19 protein-coding genes are annotated in these 21,811 nt (G+C 32.9%); 2 read left to right on the top strand and 17 right to left on the bottom strand.

The features are described from left to right. Positions 1–59: 59 nt before the first annotated feature. From PW52_RS03710 to PW52_RS03665, 10 genes are read right to left on the bottom strand one after another with little or no spacing between them, the layout of a single operon-like run. Positions 60–1,043: an SDR family oxidoreductase gene (locus PW52_RS03710; protein ID WP_044631568.1), complete on the bottom strand. Its 984-nt coding sequence runs from the start codon at positions 1,041–1,043 to the stop codon at positions 60–62. A 2-nt stretch (positions 1,044–1,045) separates the two neighbouring features. Continuing rightward, positions 1,046–2,314, bottom strand: a complete 1,269-nt coding sequence (locus PW52_RS03705) for a nucleotide sugar dehydrogenase (protein WP_117584358.1) — start codon at positions 2,312–2,314, stop codon at positions 1,046–1,048. Between the two features lie 3 nt (positions 2,315–2,317). Further along, a complete protein-coding gene (gene rfbD, locus PW52_RS03700) occupies positions 2,318–3,169 on the bottom strand; it encodes a dTDP-4-dehydrorhamnose reductase (RefSeq protein ID WP_044631566.1) in 852 nt (283 codons plus the stop codon). Next, positions 3,166–3,711 (bottom strand): dTDP-4-dehydrorhamnose 3,5-epimerase, encoded by a 546-nt coding sequence (rfbC, locus tag PW52_RS03695; protein ID WP_044631565.1) that lies wholly within the window; start codon positions 3,709–3,711, stop codon positions 3,166–3,168. Before rfbC ends, rfbD begins: the two co-directional genes overlap by 4 nt. After that, positions 3,708–4,577 carry a glucose-1-phosphate thymidylyltransferase RfbA gene (gene rfbA, locus PW52_RS03690; protein WP_044631564.1) on the bottom strand — a complete coding sequence of 290 codons (870 nt, stop codon included), beginning with the start codon at positions 4,575–4,577 and terminating at the stop codon, positions 3,708–3,710. Before rfbA ends, rfbC begins: the two co-directional genes overlap by 4 nt. Before the next feature lie 6 nt (positions 4,578–4,583). After that, on the bottom strand, positions 4,584–5,627 hold the full coding sequence (rfbB, locus tag PW52_RS03685) for a dTDP-glucose 4,6-dehydratase (protein ID WP_044631563.1): 1,044 nt from the start codon (positions 5,625–5,627) through the stop codon (positions 4,584–4,586). 1 nt (position 5,628) lies between these two features. Beyond that, positions 5,629–6,711, bottom strand: a complete 1,083-nt coding sequence (locus PW52_RS03680; RefSeq protein ID WP_044631562.1) for a hypothetical protein — start codon at positions 6,709–6,711, stop codon at positions 5,629–5,631. A gap of 12 nt (positions 6,712–6,723) precedes the next feature. Continuing rightward, the gene (locus PW52_RS03675) at positions 6,724–8,412 is read right to left on the bottom strand and encodes a DUF6909 family protein (RefSeq protein WP_044631561.1); all 1,689 of its coding nucleotides are present in this window, start codon (positions 8,410–8,412) and stop codon (positions 6,724–6,726) included. A 39-nt stretch (positions 8,413–8,451) separates the two neighbouring features. Continuing rightward, complete coding sequence (locus tag PW52_RS03670; protein WP_044631560.1) at positions 8,452–9,945, bottom strand: GH3 auxin-responsive promoter family protein; 1,494 nt, start codon at positions 9,943–9,945, stop codon at positions 8,452–8,454. Next, positions 9,946–10,815 carry a M23 family metallopeptidase gene (locus tag PW52_RS03665; RefSeq protein WP_044631559.1) on the bottom strand — a complete coding sequence of 290 codons (870 nt, stop codon included), beginning with the start codon at positions 10,813–10,815 and terminating at the stop codon, positions 9,946–9,948. 157 nt (positions 10,816–10,972) lie between these two features. Here PW52_RS03665 and tatA point away from each other — a divergent pair, with 157 nt between their 5' ends. Further along, complete coding sequence (gene tatA / locus PW52_RS03660; RefSeq protein ID WP_044631558.1) at positions 10,973–11,155, top strand: twin-arginine translocase TatA/TatE family subunit; 183 nt, start codon at positions 10,973–10,975, stop codon at positions 11,153–11,155. Between the two features lie 48 nt (positions 11,156–11,203). On the opposite strand, the gene PW52_RS03655 is transcribed toward tatA, so the two are convergent. From PW52_RS03655 to PW52_RS03645, 3 genes are all read right to left on the bottom strand, one after another. Continuing rightward, complete coding sequence (locus PW52_RS03655) at positions 11,204–12,187, bottom strand: DUF4837 family protein (RefSeq protein WP_044631557.1); 984 nt, start codon at positions 12,185–12,187, stop codon at positions 11,204–11,206. Between the two features lie 24 nt (positions 12,188–12,211). Next, positions 12,212–13,726: a lytic transglycosylase domain-containing protein gene (locus PW52_RS03650; RefSeq protein ID WP_044631695.1), complete on the bottom strand. Its 1,515-nt coding sequence runs from the start codon at positions 13,724–13,726 to the stop codon at positions 12,212–12,214. Between the two features lie 164 nt (positions 13,727–13,890). After that, entirely contained in the window at positions 13,891–15,078 is a 1,188-nt protein-coding gene (locus PW52_RS03645; RefSeq protein WP_044631556.1) for a phosphoglycerate kinase, read from the bottom strand. 175 nt (positions 15,079–15,253) lie between these two features. On the opposite strand from PW52_RS03645, the gene PW52_RS03640 reads away from it, so the two are divergent. Beyond that, the gene (locus tag PW52_RS03640; RefSeq protein WP_044631555.1) at positions 15,254–16,408 is read left to right on the top strand and encodes a DNA polymerase III subunit; all 1,155 of its coding nucleotides are present in this window, start codon (positions 15,254–15,256) and stop codon (positions 16,406–16,408) included. A 149-nt stretch (positions 16,409–16,557) separates the two neighbouring features. Here PW52_RS03640 and PW52_RS03635 read toward each other — a convergent pair whose 3' ends face one another. The 4 genes from PW52_RS03635 to PW52_RS03620 form a co-directional block, all read right to left on the bottom strand. Continuing rightward, a complete protein-coding gene (locus tag PW52_RS03635) occupies positions 16,558–17,406 on the bottom strand; it encodes a DUF4249 domain-containing protein (protein WP_044631554.1) in 849 nt (282 codons plus the stop codon). 3 nt (positions 17,407–17,409) lie between these two features. Next, positions 17,410–19,785, bottom strand: coding sequence for a TonB-dependent receptor (locus PW52_RS03630; RefSeq protein ID WP_044631553.1), 2,376 nt, complete (start codon positions 19,783–19,785; stop codon positions 17,410–17,412). Positions 19,786–20,003: 218 nt separating this feature from the next. Then, entirely contained in the window at positions 20,004–20,522 is a 519-nt protein-coding gene (locus tag PW52_RS03625) for an OmpH family outer membrane protein (protein ID WP_044631552.1), read from the bottom strand. Between the two features lie 366 nt (positions 20,523–20,888). Continuing rightward, positions 20,889–21,743 (bottom strand): class I SAM-dependent methyltransferase, encoded by an 855-nt coding sequence (locus PW52_RS03620; protein ID WP_044631694.1) that lies wholly within the window; start codon positions 21,741–21,743, stop codon positions 20,889–20,891. Positions 21,744–21,811 lie beyond the last annotated feature (68 nt).

The following is a 21,811-nucleotide window of genomic DNA, read 5'->3' as shown; positions in this document are numbered from 1 at the left end:
ATAGGGTTTAATTTTTTACAAAAATAGAATAATTGCGGTTTATTCCAATTTTTTATAGATTAATTATTTGCTAAATACCATTTTAAGGCTTGTTGTAAGCCTTCTTGTAAGTTAAATAGAGGATTGTATTGCAATTGATTTTTTGCTTTTTCGATATTAGCTAAAGAGTTTTTTACATCACCTACTCTAGTTGGTCCATACTCTGCACTAGCTTGCGAATTGGTAAACGCTTTAATAGTTTCCCATAGCTTGTTTATGCTTATTCTTTCACCAAAAGCTACATTGTAAACTTCGTGTTTATCTACTTCGGCAAAAAGTGCTTTTATATTGGCCTGAACTACATTTTCGATATAAGTAAAATCTCTGGTTTGCTCACCATCACCATTTATTTTTACTTCGGAATTATTTATTGCCCCTTTAAAAAACAACGGAATTACAGCCGCATAAGCACCATTGGGCTGTTGTTTTGGCCCAAAAACATTAAAATAGCGCAAACCTGCAATTTGTAGGTCGTAGGTTTTATTAAAAACGTTGGCATACAACTCGTTAATGTATTTTGTAACGGCATAAGGTGATAAAGGGTTACCAATTTTATCTTCAACTTTAGGTAAATCTGGATGATCGCCATAGGTGCTAGAAGAGGCTGCATAAACCATTTTAATTAATGTAGGTGATGCTATTGCTGCCATTAACATGTTTAGAAAACCCGTTACGTTTACCTCGTTTGTTTTTATCGGGTTTTTTATTGAACGTGGCACCGAACCTAATGCCGCTTGATGTAAAATAAAATCGACACCTTCTACGGCTTTTTGGCAGGTTTCTAAATCGCAAATATCGCCTTCAATAAACGTACAATTTTCCTGTTTAATAAAATGCTCAATATTACTTAGTAATCCTGTTTCAAGATTATCTAAAATAACCACTTGTTTTGCATTATACTTTAACAAATATTCTACGAGATTAGATCCAATAAACCCTGCGCCACCCGTTACCAAAAAGGAATATTGACTTAAATCTTGGTCGTGATATTTATTTTCGTACATATTTAAAGTCGTTTGTCAATTAAATTAACATCTAAAGTGCCTTTTACGTCGTAAAACACCGAATTTTCGGTTCTTATTTCTAAAAAATTCAGATTTAAAAAATCACTATGCGATACGCAATGAACAATAACATCGTAGGTTTTATTAATATTTTTTATTAAATCAATTCCGTATTCTGCTTTAACGTCTTCGAATGATGCTCTTGGGTCATAAACATCTACATTCATATTAAAATCGCTTAATGCGCGATACACATCAATAGCTTTAGTGTTTCGAATATCTGGACAATTCTCTTTAAATGTTATGCCCAACAGAAGCACTTTAGCTGTATTTATTTCAATATTACGCTTTACGGCTAGCTTTAATACTTCTGTGGCTACAAATTCGCCCATACTATCGTTTAATCGGCGTCCAGCCAAAATAATTTCTGGGTGATAACCTACTTCAAGTGCTTTTTGTGCTAAATAAAACGGATCGACGCCAATGCAATGGCCGCCCACCAAACCCGGTTTGTAGTGTAAAAAGTTCCATTTTGTAGCAGCAGCATCTAAAACCGCATGCGTATCAATATTTAAAAGATTAAATATTTTTGCCAGCTCGTTAACAAAGGCAATGTTAATATCTCTTTGAGCGTTTTCAATAACTTTAGCAGCTTCGGCAACTTTTATACTTGGAGCCAAATGCGTACCAGCTTCTATAATTGATTTATAAAGTGTATCGACAGTTTTACCAATTTCGGGCGTAGACCCAGAAGTTACTTTGATAATTTTTGTAACCGTTCTTGTTTTATCTCCCGGGTTAATTCGCTCAGGAGAATAACCACAGAAAAAATCTTTATTAAAGGTTAATCCGCTTACTTTTTCTAACACAGGAACACAAACCTCCTCTGTAGCTCCAGGATAAACGGTAGATTCATAAACTACAATGTCGTTGTGTTTTAAAACGCTTCCAACAAGTTCCGACGATTTTAATAAAGGTGTAAAATCTGGTTTATTATTTTTATCGACTGGAGTTGGTACCGTTACAATATAAATATTACAATCGGCAATCTCTGCTGGTATTGTTGTTAAGGTTAATCCGTTTTCCTGTGTGTTTAATACCTGCTTTAAACTACTTTCTTCAACCTCTAAAGTGCTATCGTTAGCATTTTTAAGTTCGTTTATTCGGCTTTCGCTAATATCGAAACCAAGAACCTTGTATTTTTTAGCAAATTCAACTGCAAGCGGTAAACCCACATATCCTAAACCTATTATTGCTATGTTATAATTCATCATTTAAACGTTTTGTAAACACTTTTCTAAACTTGTTCTCCAATGTGGAATAGAAATGTTAAAGGTATACTTTACTTTTTGCTTATCAAAAACACTAAAACTTGGTCGTTTTGCTGGTGTTGGATATTGTATTGAGCGAATTGGCAACACTTTTGTATTTAAATTTTTTAAATTGAAAATAGCCATTGCAAAATCGTACCAACTAGCAACACCTTCGTTACTGTAATGATACACGCCAAAAGCATCGTTATTTTTTTGAATAATTGTAATAATTAACGCAGCCAAATCTATCGCATAAGTTGGTGTTCCTACCTGATCGAAAACCACCCCAATTTCTGGTCTAGTCTCTGCTAAACGCAACATAGTTTTTAAAAAATTGTTACCAAACTCGGAATACAACCACGATGTTCGTAAAATATAATGCGCGCTACAGGTGTTTTGTATAGCTTGCTCTCCCAACAATTTGGAGTTTCCATACGCTCCTAACGGATTCGTTTTATCGGTTTCTTTATAAGGGAAAGATTGGTTGCCATCAAACACAAAATCAGTTGAAACATGTATTAATTTTACGTTATTTTGGTTACAAGCGACCGCTAAATTATAAACCGCTTTATGGTTTACTAAATCTGATGTTTCTTTATTAGATTCGCTTGTGTCAACATTTGTAAAAGCGGCACAATTTATACAAAATGAAAAGTTTTTGGTTTTAAATATAGCCTCAACTTTAGCTTTATCTGAAACATCGAAATCGTTACGAGAATAAAAGGAAAATTGATACCCTTCAAGGTTTTTAGTCAACGTTTTTAAGCATTGGGCTAACTGCCCATTAGCGCCAGTAACCAAAATTCGTATCATATCTTAGCCATTTCGAGCGTTGGAAGCACCAAATCTTTCTCTGAAATTATAAATTCAGATTCGTTTAGTTTCCAATCTATATTCAGATTTTTATCGTTGTAAATAATACCTCCTTCAGAAGCTTTATTATAAAAATTATCGCATTTATATGAAAACAAAGCTATTTCACTTAACACCACAAACCCATGAGCGAAACCACGAGGTACAAATAATTGTTTTTTATTTTCTTCGGATAGTTCGACCGAAACATGCTCTCCAAAAGTTAAGGAGTCTTTTCTTATGTCGACCACAATATCTAAAACACTTCCTTTAACAGCTCTCACTAATTTTGCTTGAGCAAAATCTCCTTTTTGAAAATGCAGGCCACGTAAAACACCTCTTGAAGAAAGCGATTCGTTATCTTGAACAAAATTTACAGCAACACCTGTTTTTTCTTCAAACGTTTTTTGATTAAAACTTTCAAGAAAATAACCTCTACTATCGTTAAAAACTTTAGGCTCTAAAATAAAACAACCTTTTAGTTTGGTTTCTGAAACTATCATTTTTTACTATTAAGTAATCCTAATAAATTTTTTCCGTAGCCACTTTTAAGTAGTGGATTTGCTAAAGCTTTAAATTCTGTTTCGTTTATAAAACCCATTTCGAAAGCTGCTGCTTCTGGAGAGCCAATTTTTAAACCTTGACGCTCCTCGATAACCTCAACAAACTGTGAGGCTTGCATTAGTGATTGAAACGTACCTGTATCTAACCAAGCGGTACCTCTATCGAGTACGCTTACGTTAAGTTTACCTTGTTTTAAATAGGTTTTATTTACATCGGTTATTTCAAGTTCTCCCCTATTACTTGGTTTTATGTTTTTTGCTATTTCTACCACCGAGTTATCGTAAAAATAAATACCTGGTACAGCATAATTAGATTTTGGATTATCTGGCTTTTCTTCAATAGATACGGCTTGTCCTTCGTTATTAAACTCAACAACGCCATAACGTTCGGGATCATGAACACGATAGGCGTAAATAATACCGCCTTCTGGATTATTATTAGCCTGTAACAACTTGCTTAAACCCGAACCGTAAAAAATATTATCGCCCAAAATAAGGGCAACTTTATCGTTACCAATAAAATCTGCTCCAATTATAAAAGCTTCAGCTAATCCGTTTGGCGCATCTTGAACAGCATATTCAAAACAACATCCGTATTTTTTTCCATCGCCTAATAAATCCTTAAATAGCGGTAAATCTTTAGCTGTTGAAATAATTAATATTTCCTTTATACCAGAATAGATTAATGTTGAAAGTGGATAATAAATCATAGGTTTATCGTATACCGGCATAAGCTGCTTACTAACACTAAGTGTTAAAGGATGCAACCTAGTTCCCGATCCGCCTGCTAAAATAATCCCTTTCATATATGATTAGCTATACTGTTTTTCGTAATAATTTTGATAAGCACCAGAGGTAACGCTTTTTAACCAATTGGCATTCGACAAATACCAATCGATGGTAATTTTTAATCCTTCTTCGAACGTAACCGAAGGGCTCCACCCTAATTCTCTATTAATTTTTGAGGCATCAATAGCGTAACGTAAATCGTGCCCTGGACGATCTTTAACAAATGTAATTAATTGCTCAGATGTGCCTTCCGGATTCCTCAATTTAACATCCATTTGTTTACATAATTCTTTTACCAAATCGATGTTTTTCCATTCGTTAAATCCGCCAATATTATAAGTTTCGGCGTTCTTTCCTTTATGAAAAACCAAATCGATTGCTATGGCATGATCTATAACATATAACCAATCTCTAGTATAATTACCATCACCATAAACAGGCAAAGGTTTTTTATTAATTATGTTGTTTATAAATAACGGAATTAACTTTTCTGGAAACTGATTTTGTCCATAATTATTAGAACAATTGGTTATAACAAAAGGTAAGCCATATGTTTCGCCATACGCTCGCACAAAATGGTCTGAGCTTGCTTTTGACGCTGAATACGGTGAGTTTGGATTATAAGACGTAGTCTCGGTAAACAAACCCGTTTCGCCCAAGGTACCATAAACCTCATCTGTACTTATGTGGTAAAAACGTTTGCCTTCAAATTTGTCCTTCCAAAGTTCTTTAAAGGCATTTAATAAGTTTAAAGTACCAATTACATTTGTTTTTACAAACGCTAATGGATCGGTAATGGAACGATCGACATGCGATTCTGCAGCTAGATGAATTACGTTGTCAAATTTATAGGTTTTAAAAAGCTCACTAATGGCAGGTTCATATGTTATATCGCCTTTTAAAAACGTATAATTTGGTTCGTTTTCAATGTCTGTTAAGTTTTCTAAATTTCCAGCATAAGTTAAAGCATCAAGGTTATAAATGTGGTAATTAGGATATTTTTTAACAAGCAACCTAACCACATGGGAACCAATAAAACCTGCACCGCCGGTAATTAAAACCTTCATATTATTTTAATGATAAGTTTTTACTTTCAGAATCTAGATATTTTTTTAAACCAAAAAGTAAGAAAAACAAAAATGTTAATCCAAAAATAATTAACGGCAAAACAAATTTCATTTTTTGATGCCACACACTTATATCGTAACCTGTTTTTGGAAAGCCTGCTAAAACATTTATAACGTCTTGTTGTTCCACCTTATTTGTGTTTACAAAACGTCTACGCGCTTCAAGATCTAAGCGTTTGTCTATAAGTTTAGTTTCATCTACAATTAAGTTGTTTGCTTCAGCATTACCCATATATAGGTTTGTATTACTTCCTGAAGCTGTCTGCCGTTTAGATTCATTCATTCTAATAGTTAAATACTCTGCTACTAAAGAATCTGTTTTCTTTACTTGAGTCTGTAAAGTTAAATCTTCATTGTCAAGGTTTTCATTTGATACATGAAGAAGATCGTATAAATAAGAGTTATTCGTTAGCTCCTTTGTAAATGCTTTTTCTATTTTTGTATATAAATGTTTATCTGAGCTCGCTACTCCTATTCTATGAACATTAAAATTATGTGGTGTTAATGACTCCTTATATTTTTCATAATTAGTTTCATCTCTAGAAACAGAATCTAAATTTTTATAAAAATCAGAATACATTTTAGCGATGTTATTTTCGTCCAAATCAGGTTCGATATAAAATCCTTTAAGTTTTGAAGCATCTTTAACAGATATCTTTAATACCTTGGCTAACTCCAATGAATCTTTATCCTCTGAAGCTAATTGATTAAATTGTTTAATATTTTCATAAACTTGTCTTGATGACTTAAAATTAGTTTCAATATACATATTGGCTCCATAAATTTGCTCAGAATTCATGTCAATTATAAAACCAACTACGGCTCCAATTAAAGCAGCTCCAACATACCATAAAAACCTTTTATAAATATGAAAAAGTAATATTAATAATAAATTATATATTAACTTAAAAACCTTTTCTATAAACTTGATAAACCGATTAAAAACAGAACCAATAACATTGAATAAAAGCCCTAAATCGACTTCTTCAGATTTTTGCGATGATGGTTGTAAATCTTTACTCATTTTTATTTTATATTAATTTAGTATTTGTTTTAAAATTGTTCTTGTTATTAAATAAGTTGGCCTAACTCCAGAGGTTCCTAAACCTCCCGATGCTAGAGTTGCTCCTGTTTCTAACGGATTATCGCTAGCGTAATAGGCATAACGTACTTTTACATCTGGACCAATACTTCCTCGTACTTTTGCAGCTGCTTGAATAGCTTTTTGATAATGCGCACCTTCCATTTCCAACCCAATAACCTGCCAAGTGGAGTTGTAAAAAAACTTTAAAATATCTTTATTTTGTAACGAGGTGCCTAAAACGGTAATCATAGAACCTTCGTAAACATCAACGCCTTGACCTTCTAAATCTTCTTTTTTAAGCTCATTTTCAAAAGGATAATTATCGGCTGTTCCTTCAAATATATGTGCAAACGGAATCATAATATCGCCTTTACCGCCTTCTAAAATCCCCGCTTTTCCCATTATGGAAACGGACTCAACATTTAAATGTATTTTTTTTCCTTTAACTTGGTAAGGTTTTAATAATTCGTCGATAGTTTCGTAAGCCTGCTCCCCAAACGCATAATCCATAACTAAAATAACGGGTTTGGTTTCTTTTAAAACCTTTTCTGAAATATCTAAATCAATTTTTGAAGCGTCAAGTTTTTCAGTATCGAAAATTTGAACATCAATATTTGCACCAGATGTATCATCAATATAAATCATACCCTTTTGCAAAGCTTCCTTACTAATTTTATTCCTTAAACTAGTGTTTTCACTATTACTTAAGGCCTCGTAAACCTGAAAAGCATCCTTTTTATTAAACTCTGTTTTTAAAGCACTAAATGCAAATAGTGTATTCATTACACTATGCATATTAGCACTAATAATATGAATTGGACGATTTATTAAACCGTTTTTATAAAGTGTTTCTTTTACTGCATCGGCCCAAATTTCTCCATGAATATGATGTCCAATACGCTCTCTAAGCACTGGTGTAAAAGTAACGGTGCGCTTATTGTTATTTACTTGTTCTTCAATAGCTAATTTACCAAGCCAGTATACAATGTGTAATAATCTTTCCGGTTGTTTTTGCGTGGCAAAATTATTATAAACAGCTGTTATCTCTCTAAAAGTTCTACCTAAAATATTAGCCGTATGTGTTATTGCTATTTCTCGTTCTTCTTGACTTAATTTCTTTTTACTTAAAACGGCTTTTTCAAGCTTTTCCCAATCTCGTGTGGTTAAACCTTCTTCGTTAATTAAAACCCGATTACTAATTTTATGCGATTCAATAAATAAAAAAGTAAGATGCGTTAAAATATCGTAAATTTCCGATCGCCCTCGCGTAATTTCAATATTCATTTGCTCATTATCGATGCGATAACAATTTCGGCGTCGTTTTTCGGGAATTATGGCTTTAAAATGCGAATCGGAATAACCTTCATCGCTGGTTAAATTTATAAACGTACATTCTTCAATGCCAGATGGAAGCCTGTCGATTACATATAACAATCCTTCTAATTCGGCTTTTTCATCGGCTATAGAACCATAAATTTCGGGGCGTAACGACAATAACGCCTGCCTTAAAGTTTCGCCCGAAATACCCATTGGTTTATAAAACCCACGATTAAAAAGGTGTCGCATTGTAATATACATGCGTTCTATAGCGTTTGAACTTTCCTGTGCTCTAGTTCTTCCTTGATGTTTTTTACTGTTCATATTAAGATTTAGTCGGATACAAATATAGTACTATTTAACTTAATTGAATTGAGGAAATTGGTCTACAATTTTGCGGTCGTTTGCTAGTCTTGGCAACTTATTTTGCCCTCCCAATTTACCAATAGATTTCATATACTTTTGAAAACCATCTTTTTTTACAGTTGTTATTTTTAAAGGTTGTAAAACATGACCTTGAATCAAATCAAAATAATAAGTATTTTGTTTTTGCAACGATTGGTCTATTTTTCTGGCTAATTTTGACAGATTTTCGGGTGCGTTTTCAAACTCTACAAACCACTCATGGTAAGGCAAACCTTGTTCAGGATTAATTTGAGGAGCTACCGTAAACTCTGAAACTTGAACGTTTGTTCCAGAAATAGCTTCTTGCATGGCTTGCTCTACTTCTTTACCAATTACATGCTCACCAAAGGCCGAAATAAAATGCTTTATTCTTCCGGAAACAATAACACGATACGGTTTTGTTGAAGTAAACTGGACAGTATCACCAATATTATATGCCCATAACCCCGCATTGGTTGAAATTAACATAACATAATTTACACCAACAACTACATCTTTAATTGTAATTCGTTTTGGGTTTTCGGTAAAAAATTCGTCGGCTTTAATAAACTCATAAAATATACCTGAATTTAATTGAAGTAACATGCCTTTTTCGTTTTGTTTATCTTGAAATGCAAAAAAGCCTTCACTTGCCGGATAAAGCTCTATACTATCAACTTTTCTTCCAATTAATTTTTCGAATTTTGCACGATAAGGTTCGTAATTTACACCGCCAAAAATAAACAGGTTAAAGTTTTTAAACACTTCGCCTACTGGTTTACCTGTTTTGGTTTTAATTTTTTCGAAATACATTTGTACCCACGATGGAATTCCAGAAATAACAGTCATATTCTCAGGCAAAGTTTCTTCAACAATAGCATCTACTTTAGTTTCCCAATCTTCGATACAGTTAGTATCCCACGATGGCAACCTGTTTTTTTGTAAATACTTAGGTACATAATGGGCCACAATACCAGATAATCGCCCTAACTGAATACCGTTTTGTTCTTTTAAAATGGGACTACCTTGTAAAAAAATCATTTTACCATTTACAAACTTAGCATTACCTGTTTCTTTAATGTACATTAAAATAGCATTTCTTGCTGCCTCAACATGCGTTGGCATGCTTTCTTTGGTAATTGGAATAAATTTAGATCCCGAAGTTGTTCCTGAAGTTTTTGCAAAATAAAGAGGTTTTCCTTCCCACAAAATATCGGGTTCGCCGGCTACCATGCGTTCTACATAAGGTTTTAAACCTTCGTAATCGCGCACAGGAACTCGCTTTACAAAATCGGCATGATTGTTTATGCTTACAAAATCGTGATCTTGACCAAAAACAGTTTTTGTTGCCGTTGCAATAAGTTCCTGAAACACTTTTTCTTGTGTTTCAATGGGGTTATTTGCCCATTTTTGTATGCTTTTATATACACGTTTTGCAAAAGGTTTTGCTAACGCCGATTTTAATGAAATCATTTATTTAAAATCTATAAAGTTTGTTGGATTAATTGGGTAGCCATCGTTCCATAATTCAAAATGTAAATGTGGACCAGTACTTAATTCGCCCGTGTTTCCTGAGGTTGCAATTACTTCCCCCGCCTTTACTAAATCGCCTTGAGACTTTGTTAAAGAACCGTTGTGTTTATAAATTGAAATTAAACCATGACTATGTTCTAAAATTATAACGTAACCTGTGTTAGCTGTCCATTCTGCAAAAATAACAATACCATCGGCGGTGGCTTTTACAGGTGTGTCTTTGGCAACCACAACATCTACAGCATAATGTTTTTCTTTAGCATTGTAATGCGAACTAATCGTGCCATTTACAGGAGGAAATAATACAAAGTTTGTAGCCGATATGGCCGACTCGAACAAATTGTATTTATCTTCTTTGTCGACTTTTTCTCTCAATAATGAATCTTCGATGCTTGGGTTTAAATCGACTTCACTTGCTTCAATTTTTATGGCTTCAACAATTGAATCTTTATTAAAATCTTCGGCACTTATATCTCCTTTTAATACTTTTTTAATTGATGCATAATAGGTTTCGTTAATAGCAATAACTTGTTGTAAAGAATCTGTTTTATAGTTTAATTCTGTGGCTTTCTTTTTTAAAGCTGTTGAAGAATATCCCGGAATGTATTCACGCAATGGTGTAAACGCAATAATTAAATAGGTTAACGCTATTAAAAACACCGAAATTATAGAACCTAAAACAAACACATTTAAACGTGTTAACTTAAACGATAAACGCTCTTCAAAAGTTACTTCATTAAGTACAAGTAAACGATACTTATCGAGTAATTTCTTTTTAATTTTTTTTGGTTTCTTTTTTTTAGTAGCCATAGTTAAACAAAAATAATAGAATTTATTAAATGCTCTGTGCTTTTAAGTAAAGTATAACGCCATAAAATCTTTTTAAATATAAGACTATGCTAAAATTATGTTTAAAACAATTTTATTAAAGTTTAATTAGTAACTTTGTGCTTTAAAATTTAATATTATGAGCTTATATATGTTACCATTAGTTATCGGTTGGCCTCAAATAGTTTTGATAGCCGTTGTAGTTTTGTTACTTTTTGGAGGTAAAAAAATTCCGGAGCTTATGAAAGGACTTGGTAGTGGTATTAAAGAATTTAAAGATGCTAGTAAAGAAGATAGTGCCGATACATCGAAAAAAGAATAATTTAGATTTATACCAATAATAAAAAACCAGCAGATTTGCTGGTTTTTTTTATTTTATTTCAATTGATTTTATAATGGACTCCAGTTCTAAAACATAGTTTCGTTTATCTACCGACGGCGCAAAGGCAAAGCCCTCAATAACCACCCAACGATTATTTACTTTATCTTCTATTGCGTAATTAATAAATGGGCCACCCATAAACGCATTTTTCACATCCCAAATACCTTTGGTTTCTAAGGTTGGTTTATTATCTAGAATAGTTTCACCATGAAATGGCGTATAAGCGGCTTCTGTTGCTAAATAAGAGCCTTCCACTGGACCTTCAATAAATTGTTTTCCAATAGAATCTCTAATGGCTATTATTTGATTAACTACACTATCGTTTCGTTTAATAGCATCGTATGGTAACTCGTAAAGCAGTAAATTTGTTGTTCCTGTAGTAATGTCTTTTCTAATCCAGAAAAAATTATCAGTTTCTTTCGCTATTCTGTAAATTGAAGAGAAATCTATAGTTAAACCTAATTTTTCTTCAATCGATTTATAATTATGAGGTGATTTTGCCATTTGTCTGGCGCGTTCGGCAAGTTCCATGTTATGAAAAACATCAACAATTTTAACTTCATTTTCTAAAATTAAATCAATGATTTCTTGTTTTGTTTTTCCCGATACAACTATTACCTTTTGTGGTTTCGCGTAAACATCGTCCTTTACAACAAACCCAGGAGCTTTATTGGTTTCAATTTTTAAAACTGTTCTATTTTTAGTTACAAAACCCGAAAAAACGGTTGGAGGAATTTGACTTATTGTAAATGTAGGTTCATCTTGTGGCAATCCATAAATAGGTTTCGCAAGCACGCTTCTAACAGCTTCACCAACACTTCCATTCCATAAATCGTTTTCCATAACCACCGACACATTATTAATAGCTCCAGAAGCATCGGCGATATAAATATCATTATCTGATTTCTTTTTATTTCCACATGACACTAAAAAAAATAATGTAAATGCTGATAAAATAATGTAACGTATCATTGTTTTAATTTTTTTTAAAAGAAGTTAGCTCTTGGCAATTTTAAGCTTCATTCCTGGTTTTAGTTTACTACCACCAATACCGTTCCAATCTTTAATATTTTGAATAGAAACGCCTGGAAATTTTTGAGAAATGCTCCAAAGCGAATCTCCAGATTTCACGATATAAATTGTAACTGGTCCAGAAATAGGTTTTGTTTGTGTTGTTGGCACCACCTTTTGCTGTGTTGAAACATGTGGTTTTCTAGGGTAAATAGTTAAACGCTGCCCAATACTTAAATCGTTGTTTCGCAAGCCATTCCAACGTTTTATATCGCTTACACGAACACCATACATTCTTGATATTTTACCTAAATAATCGCCCGATTTTACACGATAACGCACTTTTTCATCGGCATTTGAAAATTGTGGTAAAGGCTTTTCGCGTTTATTAAATTCGGCTCTAGCAAAGGCATAAATAGAATCTTCGTTAGTTACAAAAGCACCAACGACATCGCGAGGTAATCGCAACGTATAGTTTTCGTCTTTAATAAATGGAATAATATCTAATTTATAAGACGGATTTAAAAATTGAAGTTCTTCGATTGGTGTTCCGGTGACTTCTGAAACTTGATCGAGAGTTATCATTTCTTTTACTCGAACGGTATCGGTTTCAAAATAGGCTAATTCGGGTTTTATTTTTTTAAAACCGTGCTCTTCGGCATATTCAAAAATATACATATTAGCTAAAAATGCTGGTAAATAACCAGCGGTTTCACGAGGTAAATTGTGCCTAATATTCCAATAATTTTTATATCCACCAGAACGACGAATGGCTTTAGATACGTTTCCTGGTCCGGAATTATAGGCTGCCAAAGCCAAATCCCAATCGCCAAAAATGCTGTATAATTTAGCTAAATATTTTGCTGCTGCTTCGGTAGATTTTATGGGGTCGCTACGCTCGTCGACATAACTACTTACATCGAGTCCGTACATTTTACCTGTGCTAAACATAAATTGCCACAACCCAGTTGCTCCTACTCGAGATCTGGCACGTGGTTTTAAAGCCGATTCTACAATGGCCAAATATTTAACTTCTAACGGAATATCGTATAAATCCAGCTCGCGCTCGAACATTGGAAAATAATACGCACTTAAACTAATAAGTTTTTGAATGGAGTTTCTGCGGTGTTTTAAATAAGATTTGATTACACTTTCTAGCGACGGATTATACTCTACATTAAAAGGTGTTCTGGCATCGAGTTCTTTTAATCGTGCTTTTAAAGTATCGGTAGATAACTCTGGAAAATCGACAGCTTTAAAATCGAGTTCTGTGACTGATTTGTAAATGGTGTCAAACAAGGCATTACTATACAATTCTTCGAGCCATTTTTCATCTATTTGCGCTGCGTATTCATTATCAACAAACCCTTTTACTTCGGTAGAATCGGGTTTAACTTCTATTGTTTTTAAGGTGTTATTACTTCCATCAATAATAGAATCTGTAGTTTGAGAAAATCCTAAACCACACACAAACAAAACAATATAAAAACGAATAGCCATAAAATCGGTTAACATGTTAATCAACGACATTATGGCTAAATTCGTATTTTTTAAGGGAATTAAAAAACTTAAATTTAATTTTTTCCGTTTGCCGAATTCAACTGCATAGTAATGCGCTTCAATACAAACAAAAAAACATCCCTAAACTCCTTTAAATAAAGGTTTTATTTTAAAATTGCAGCTATTCCTGGTAATGTTTTTCCTTCTAAGCTTTCTAACATAGCGCCACCACCTGTACTAACATAACTTACTTTATCGTCGAAACCAAATTGCTTCACTGCAGCAACAGAATCGCCACCACCTACTAGTGAGAATGCTCCGTTTTTAGTAGCTTCGGCAATAGAATTTCCTAACTCAATAGTTCCACCGGCAAAACTTTCCATTTCAAAAACACCTAATGGCCCATTCCATAAAATAGTTTTACATTGCATAACCACCTCATGAAATTGTGCTCTCGATTTTGGTCCAGCATCAACACCTTCCCAACCATCAGGAATAACATTAATATCAACCGTTTGTGTGTTAGCATCATTACTAAACGCATCGGCAGCTATTGTATCTATTGGAATATGAACTTTTACATTTTTAGCTTCAGCTTGTTTTAAAATATCTAAAGCCAGTTCCATTTTATCGTCTTCACAAATAGAATTTCCTATTTTTCCACCTTGAGCTTTAACAAAAGTAAAGGCCATACCACCACCAATAATTAAGTGATCTACGGCATCTAAAATATTTTCAATAATTGTAATTTTAGAAGATACTTTAGCACCTCCTAAAATTGCTAAAACTGGTTTTTCACCTGTTTCTAACACTTTTTTAATACTTTCAATTTCTTGAGCTAATAACGTACCAAAACACTTTTTACCCTCAAAAAACTGTGCAACTATAGTAGTTGAAGCATGCGCGCGGTGCGCTGTACCAAAAGCATCATTCACGTAAATATCACCTAGTTTAGATAATTGTTCTGCAAAAGCAATATCGCCCGCGGTTTCTTCGGCATGAAAACGTAAATTTTCTAATAACAAAATTTGTCCTGGTTCTAATTTTGCAGCAGCAGCTTCGGCCGTTTCGCCAACACATGCTTTTACAAAAATAACCTCTACTCCTAAAATATCTTTGACAGTTTCAACGATATGACCTAACGAAAATTCATCTTGCACCCCTTTTGGTCTACCTAAATGCGACATTAAAATACAGCTACCACCATCTTCTAAAATTTTAATAATTGTAGGTTTTGCCGAAACAATTCTTGTGGTATCGGTTACCTCAAACTTATCATTTAAAGGCACATTAAAATCTACACGGATAAGTGCTTTTTTATTTTCGAAATTAAAATCGTTTATCGTTTTCATTATTTTGTATTTACTATTTTGTCCTACAAATGTAACTAATAAATAGCCTAATTAAAATGCGATTTTTCACGAAATCGATATAGCTTACAAAGATTTTTTTGAAATTAATTTTTTATAGGCATTTTTTATCGTTATAAGAATTAAAATTAATACAAAAAAATATGTAGGTTTGCTTATGCTATTTAATGAAATAATAGGACAAGAACATATAAAAAAGCACCTTACGCAAAGTGCCGATAATGGCCGTATACCACACGCCCAACTTTTTGTTGGTAACGAGGGCTCTGGTACTCTACCAATGGCTTTGGCTTATGCACAATACATACTTTGCAATAATACCAATGGCGAAAATACCGGAGGAAACGACAGTTGTAACCTTAAATTTAAAAACTTTTCGCATCCCGATTTACATTTTGCATTTCCGGTAACAACCAGCGAAAAAGTAAAAAAACACCCTGTTTCTAGTCATTATTTAGAAGAATGGCGAAAATTATTAAACGAGCAACCTTATGGGAATTTATTCGATTGGTATAAACTACTTGGTGTTGATAATAAACAAGGCCAAATTGGTGTAGATGAAGCTCAAGATATAGTAAAATCGTTATCGTTAAAAGCTTACGAAGGTGGTTATAAAATTCTTTTGGTTTGGATGGCCGAAAAAATGAATACTGCAGCTGCAAACAAACTTTTAAAACTTATTGAAGAACCACCAGCAAAAACGATATTTTTATTAATTGCTGAAGATGAAGAACAAATAATTAACACGATAAAATCGCGTTGTCAAGTTTTACATTTCCCGCCTTTAGCAGAAAACCACGTTAAAGACGCTTTAATTAAGCAATATAATATCCCTGAAGCCGATGCTATAAAAATTGCGCATCAGGCTAACGGAAACTACAACAAAGCTTGCGATTTAGTTTATAACGATAGTGAAGATATTCAATTTGAAAAGTGGTTTGTGTTTTGGGTACGTACTGCTTTTAAAGCTAAAGGCAACAAAGCCTCAATTCACGATTTAATTTCATGGAGTGAAGAGGTTGCAAAAACAGGGAGAGAAACTCAAAAACAATTTTTGAATTTTTGTTTAGATTTTTTTAGACAAGCACTACTATTAAACTATAATGCTAACAATTTAGTGTTTTTTGAACCTAGAAGTGAGGCTTTTAATTTAAATAAATTCGCACCTTACGTTCATGGAAACAATATTATGGATATTAGTAACGAACTTCAAGATGCTATTTACCATATTGAGCGTAACGGCAACTCTAAAATTATTTTAACAGATTTAAGCATAAAACTAACTCGTTTATTGCATAAAAAAGAGAATTAGTTTCCAGCTATTAACCATTCTTTTTCTTATAGACATAGATTATATTACAAATGCAGACTAATGTTTTTTATGTTTTGTTTTGCTGTTAAAAAAAGACCTATCAGGTTTAACAACCGATAGGTCAAATAAGTTTAATTTATATGTCTATTTTACTCGAAAGTATAAGTAGCTATATCCACTTCTGTAACTCTAAAATACCCATAAGCATAATTATCTGGGTTAGTTAGGTTAATACAATTTCCTTTTATAAGAGCAGCATTTGATGCAAATGGGTTGCCTGAGTTATAATACTGTTCTATTAAAAGTCTAATAAAACGATAATATTGCTCTGAAATGCCATATAGTTTAACTTCAACAGTATCACCAGCTTCAAATGGAGTCATGTTACTGTCTTCATCTTCTTCCTTTTCAAAAAAGTAGTATACCTCATTACCGTTTACAAATTCGTCTGAAACATCTGCAAAAAATGGAAACATATCACCTATTTCATAAAAACTTACTAAATAAAAGTTTTCTTCTTCGGCTGGATCATCAAAATAAATGTTTACTTCAGGCAATTCGTCATCAAAACCGTCTTCAATACTCTGATTAATTTGGTTTATACTTGAAACCTCCATTAAAGTTTCTGTGGCCTCATAAGTTTCACCATTATAGGCTACACTTAATTGGTAAGTGTTACCAATAATTGGTTCGAAATTATCAATGGAATACGAACCATTATTTTCATCTGTAAAAGAATAAACAGATCCACTATTCATATTCGTAACAGTTACCAAAGCGCCAGTTACACTGGTGTCTGTATCGGTACTAAAATAAGGTGAGGACATGCTTAATTTTATGGTTTGCTCACTTCCGGTTGTTCCTTTTTCCCAATCTAAAGAAGCTTCAATAACTAAGCGCGGTTCTGCTGTATTTACATCGACATCAATAACATCTTCACAAGAAGAAAGTATTAAACTTAAAGCGATAAAAATGACTGATTTATATATCTTTTTCATTATTTAAAATTTGAAATTGTAGGTTACTGAAGGAATTCGGCCGAAAATAGAAATTCTTGAAGCTTCGTTTAATCCGGTTTGGTTATTCTGATTAAAACCAACTGAAGCCGCATTACGACGATCGTACAAGTTGTAAATACCAAACACCCACTCGCCTTTCCAGCGTCTATCTGCTTTTCGTTTTGGAGTTAAAGTAGCCGAAATATCGAGTCTATGATAGGTTGGTAAACGATTCTCGTTACGATTAGCATAAGTAGCTATAGACAAGCCTTCATAATTATATTGCCCATTAGGATAAGTTACAGGGCGCCCCGTTTGAAACACAAAATTACTACTAAAACGCCACTTATCGTTTAATTTATAAGAACCTGTTAAAGACACATCGTGTGTTCTGTCGTAATAGGTGTTGTACCAATCTCCATTATTAATTCCTGGTCCTCCTGCATTTCCACCAAGCGCACGCTGTTCGGATTTTGATAAGGTATAAGCCAACCAACCGGTAAAATTACCCTTGTTTTTACGAAACAACAATTCTAAACCATACGCTCTTGCTTCACCGTTTAAAATTTCGGTTTCAATATTATTATTACCTATTAAATCCGATCCATCGATGTAATCTATTCTATTATCTACCTGTTTAAAGTAAGTTTCAAGCTCTAATGTAAAGGTGTTTTCTTTAAAATTTTTGTAATAACCCAATGCATACTGATTGGAAATTTGTGGCTTAATATACTGCCCACTTGGTGTCCAAACATCTAATGGCGTTACCGAGGATGTGTTAGACAATAAATGCAAATATTGAGCCGATTTTGTATAACTTGCTTTTATAGATGATGCCTTATTTAACTGATAAGAAACACCAAAACGAGGCTCGAAATTTCCAAATGTTTTTATGCTTTCGCCCTTTGAATAATCAGTTTCGCTTTCGACTTCACCGCGCTCGTAAACATCTAATTCGCTATTGTAAACAACCGGTTGGTTATTAATATAATTCGTCATAGTCTGTCCTCCAAGTCTCGAAAAAGTGCTAAATCTTAAACCATAATTTAGAGCTAATTTTTCGGTAATTTTATGTTCTGCACTCACATAAGCTGCGCCTTCAAACGCGCGTTTTTCGTCTAAAATTAAAGCATTTATCGAAGATGTTTCTGTAGAAGGATGGATTTCTCCTGGATTAACATTATAAGTTAAAGCGCTTACTCCAAAATCTAGTGTTAAATTGTTATTTACATAATAACCTAAATCGTATTTTATGTTGTAATTAACAATATCGGCATCCCAATCGAGCTCAATAAAATCAAGGACAATATTGTAATCGTATTTACTATAAATAAACGATAAATTAGAAAATAGTTTATCGCTAATAACATGGTTCCATCTTAAGTTTCCGGTAGCGTTCCCGTAGTTGTTTTCAATTAAACTTGATAGGTTAAAAACATCGCGACCAAAATAACCCGACAAATACAACTTATTCTTTTTATTAAGTTCGAAATTTGTTTTTAGGTTTAAATCATAAAAAGAAATTTTATCATCCTTAACATCTTCTATTAAAGGCATAAATAAATGTGCATACGAGGCTCTGCCTGATATTAAAAAGGAGCCTTTATCCTTAAAAATTGGAGACTCTGCAGTTAAGCGGCTAGATATTAAACCAACGCCACCGTTAAGCTCAAATTGTTTGTTATTTCCATCTTTTTGTCGAACATCGAGTACAGATGAGACCCGCCCACCAAATTTCGCAGGAATATCACCTTTATAAAGTTTAATATTTTTAATCGCATCAGTATTAAATACCGAGAAAAAACCAAAGAAATGTGAGGTATTATAAATTATAGCTTCATCGAGAAGCACCAAATTTTGATCGGCCGCACCACCACGCACATGAAAACCAGCTGAACCTTCGCCATTACTCGTAACACCAGGTAACATTTGTATCGATTTTATAACATCTACCTCGCCTAAAACCGCAGGCATTTCCTTAATAGTTTGAGCGTTAAGTTTAGACACGCTCATTTGTGGTTTTTTAATGCTTACTACTTCCGATTCTTCTGCAATTATAACAACTTCATCTAAAGAAGTTGCCGATTCTTGTAATTCGAAATCCAGTTTTTTATCTGCATTTAGCTGTATATTTTGAGAAAATGTTTGGTAACCCACGTATGAAATTACTAGGCCATAATCTCCTTTTGGGGCAGTTAGCGAGAAAAACCCGTACTCGTTAGTTGTAGCGCCAAAATTGGTGTTTTTTAAGTAAACAGTTGCTCCTAAAAGTGTTTCTCCGTTAGTCGCATCGGTTATAGTACCGCTGATACTAAATTTTTCTTGCGACAAGCACATAAAGCTCGTAAACAAGACAATAATTAAACTTAAATGTTTCATTAAAACTGTTCTTATTTTGATTTGATAAAGTTAGGTTATGTTTAATAAATAAAATGACATTTACCTTTATGTATTTATTAACGATAAAACATTGGTAAACACTTAATAAAGACGACCATAACCCTAAGTTTGTTACACTAATAATTAAAAAAAGACATAAAAAAAACCAGAAGCTATTAACTTCTGGCCTGATATTTTAAAATACTAAGCTTAAAACCTTATTCTGACTTATAAGAATCGTTAAGCGCATTTAATATTGTTTCGGTTAAATTGTTTTCTTCAGAACCATACATAACTGTTGCAGCTGCATCACTCGTTCCTAAAATATAAGTGTAACCGTTTGTTTTACCATAATCTTTAACAAAGTCTTTCACTTTACCAATAACAGAGTCAATTTCGGCTTGAAACTCCTGCGTTAATTGTTGCTGCTCAATTTGCATTTGCTGCTGTAATTGTTGTTGCTTTTGTTGTAAACCAGCCATTAATTCTTGCGCTTTACGTTGCGACGATTTTTGAGCAGTCGCTTGTGTAGATTGTACTTCGGCTTGAAATGCTTGCCCTATACTATCGGCTCTTTTTCTAAAAGCTTCATCTTTTAATTGAAACTTAGCTTCAACATCTTTTTTCTCTTGGTATTCATTTATAACTTCTCCGTTATCTACAAATGCTATTTTTTTTTCCTCTTGACAAGCAGTTAATGCTAAAACTGCAAAAGCAGTAAAAATTAATTTTTTCATGGTTTTATGAAAATTAGTTAGATCATTTTTTTTTAATCAAACAAATGTAATAAAGTAAGTTTTAGAATAACCGAAAATTATTCTGTTTTTAACAAATAAAGAAAACTTATAACACAATTCACTAAAAATAAAATTCCTTTATAAAAAACAACCCGTTTTAAAGCGTTTTAAGCCACTTTCATAAAAAAGACATATAAATAGTTATTGACCTTAAAATTGATTTAATATTTATTCTTAAAATAAATATTTTAGTTTTTTTCACTCAAAAACCACTTAAAAAATCCTAAAAAAAGGATTATTAGAAAAATAAATAAAAAATTGAGTGTTTTTAAATGTTGTAAAATTTCACAACCAAATTATCGTAATTTATTTTTTTACGACGTAAATTAAAGAAGATGTTTCTTTTGAAGCCAATGCTTTTACATTTGAAATTAAGCCGATAAAAAATCCTTTTATAAAATTCATTTTACCTGTTTTATATTTTTCCGAAAGCAGACTTACATAAAACGCATCGAACCACATGGGTTTAATTTGATTTAAACTAAAACCATAACGTTCCACTAAATTTTTAATTGAAGATTTATTAAAATGCCAAAGATGCCTTGGCACATCGTAAGCCGCCCAAAAACTTTTATAATGTTTAGCATCGTAACTTTTATAATTTGGCACTGCAATTATTAAAACACCATTGGGTTTTAATAGTTTTTTAAACAACTCTATATGTTCTTCGAGGTTTGCTAAATGTTCCAAAACATGCCAAAGCGTAATTACATTAAACGAAGCTTCTTGAAATTCTTTTAGTTTTTCAACATTAAAAACAGCGTTGTTTGTTTTTTTATTAGCAATGTCTCTTGCTTGTTCGTTAGGCTCTACTCCGCTTACCTGCCAACCGTTTTTTATAGCTGCACTTAAAAAATCTCCTGTGCCACAACCAACATCTAATAAATTTTTTTCTGCAGACACATGGTTGTTTATTAAACTCAACTTTTTATTTAAAGCATAAACACGAACTAAATGATATACTTTTTCAAAAAGATTTCGTTTAGCATCGGTATGCGAAATATAATCTTCGCTTTTATAATACTCCGGAAGTTTTTCTTTTGAAGGTTGCGGATGTGTTTCTAAAAAACCATAGCTTTCGTTTTCTAACAACTCGAAATCTTCACCAGAAACTGAATAATCTTTTACTTTTAAAATGATATTTTTCGATTGTTTTAGCACCACGAATTCATGAATATTATTAAAAATTTATTGTTTTTTAGATATTTATTTTCTGTTCCACGTGGAAC

The sequence above is a fragment of the Neotamlana sedimentorum genome (assembly GCF_000943565.1).
Classification (GTDB): Bacteria; Bacteroidota; Bacteroidia; order Flavobacteriales; family Flavobacteriaceae; genus Neotamlana; species Neotamlana sedimentorum.
The sequence above is the reverse complement of the archived record's forward strand: the minus strand, read 5'-3'. Positions and strand labels throughout refer to the sequence as shown.

Excerpts from the sequence above, each read along its gene's own strand:
- tatA (WP_044631558.1), top strand. The coding sequence starts at position 10,973 with ATGAGCTTATATATGTTACCATTAGTTATCGGTTGGCCTCAAATAGTT.
- PW52_RS03640 (WP_044631555.1), top strand. The coding sequence starts at position 15,254 with ATGCTATTTAATGAAATAATAGGACAAGAACATATAAAAAAGCACCTT.
- rfbB (WP_044631563.1), bottom strand. The coding sequence starts at position 5,627 with ATGAAGGTTTTAATTACCGGCGGTGCAGGTTTTATTGGTTCCCATGTG.
- PW52_RS03675 (WP_044631561.1), bottom strand. The coding sequence starts at position 8,412 with ATGAACAGTAAAAAACATCAAGGAAGAACTAGAGCACAGGAAAGTTCA.
- rfbC (WP_044631565.1), bottom strand. The coding sequence starts at position 3,711 with ATGATAGTTTCAGAAACCAAACTAAAAGGTTGTTTTATTTTAGAGCCT.
- PW52_RS03665 (WP_044631559.1), bottom strand. The coding sequence starts at position 10,815 with ATGGCTACTAAAAAAAAGAAACCAAAAAAAATTAAAAAGAAATTACTC.
- PW52_RS03630 (WP_044631553.1), bottom strand. The coding sequence starts at position 19,785 with ATGAAACATTTAAGTTTAATTATTGTCTTGTTTACGAGCTTTATGTGC.
- rfbA (WP_044631564.1), bottom strand. The coding sequence starts at position 4,577 with ATGAAAGGGATTATTTTAGCAGGCGGATCGGGAACTAGGTTGCATCCT.
- PW52_RS03680 (WP_044631562.1), bottom strand. The coding sequence starts at position 6,711 with ATGAGTAAAGATTTACAACCATCATCGCAAAAATCTGAAGAAGTCGAT.
- PW52_RS03705 (WP_117584358.1), bottom strand. The coding sequence starts at position 2,314 with ATGAATTATAACATAGCAATAATAGGTTTAGGATATGTGGGTTTACCG.
- rfbD (WP_044631566.1), bottom strand. The coding sequence starts at position 3,169 with ATGATACGAATTTTGGTTACTGGCGCTAATGGGCAGTTAGCCCAATGC.
- PW52_RS03645 (WP_044631556.1), bottom strand. The coding sequence starts at position 15,078 with ATGAAAACGATAAACGATTTTAATTTCGAAAATAAAAAAGCACTTATC.
- PW52_RS03625 (WP_044631552.1), bottom strand. The coding sequence starts at position 20,522 with ATGAAAAAATTAATTTTTACTGCTTTTGCAGTTTTAGCATTAACTGCT.
- PW52_RS03650 (WP_044631695.1), bottom strand. The coding sequence starts at position 13,726 with ATGGCTATTCGTTTTTATATTGTTTTGTTTGTGTGTGGTTTAGGATTT.
- PW52_RS03710 (WP_044631568.1), bottom strand. The coding sequence starts at position 1,043 with ATGTACGAAAATAAATATCACGACCAAGATTTAAGTCAATATTCCTTT.
- PW52_RS03670 (WP_044631560.1), bottom strand. The coding sequence starts at position 9,945 with ATGATTTCATTAAAATCGGCGTTAGCAAAACCTTTTGCAAAACGTGTA.
- PW52_RS03635 (WP_044631554.1), bottom strand. The coding sequence starts at position 17,406 with ATGAAAAAGATATATAAATCAGTCATTTTTATCGCTTTAAGTTTAATA.
- PW52_RS03655 (WP_044631557.1), bottom strand. The coding sequence starts at position 12,187 with ATGATACGTTACATTATTTTATCAGCATTTACATTATTTTTTTTAGTG.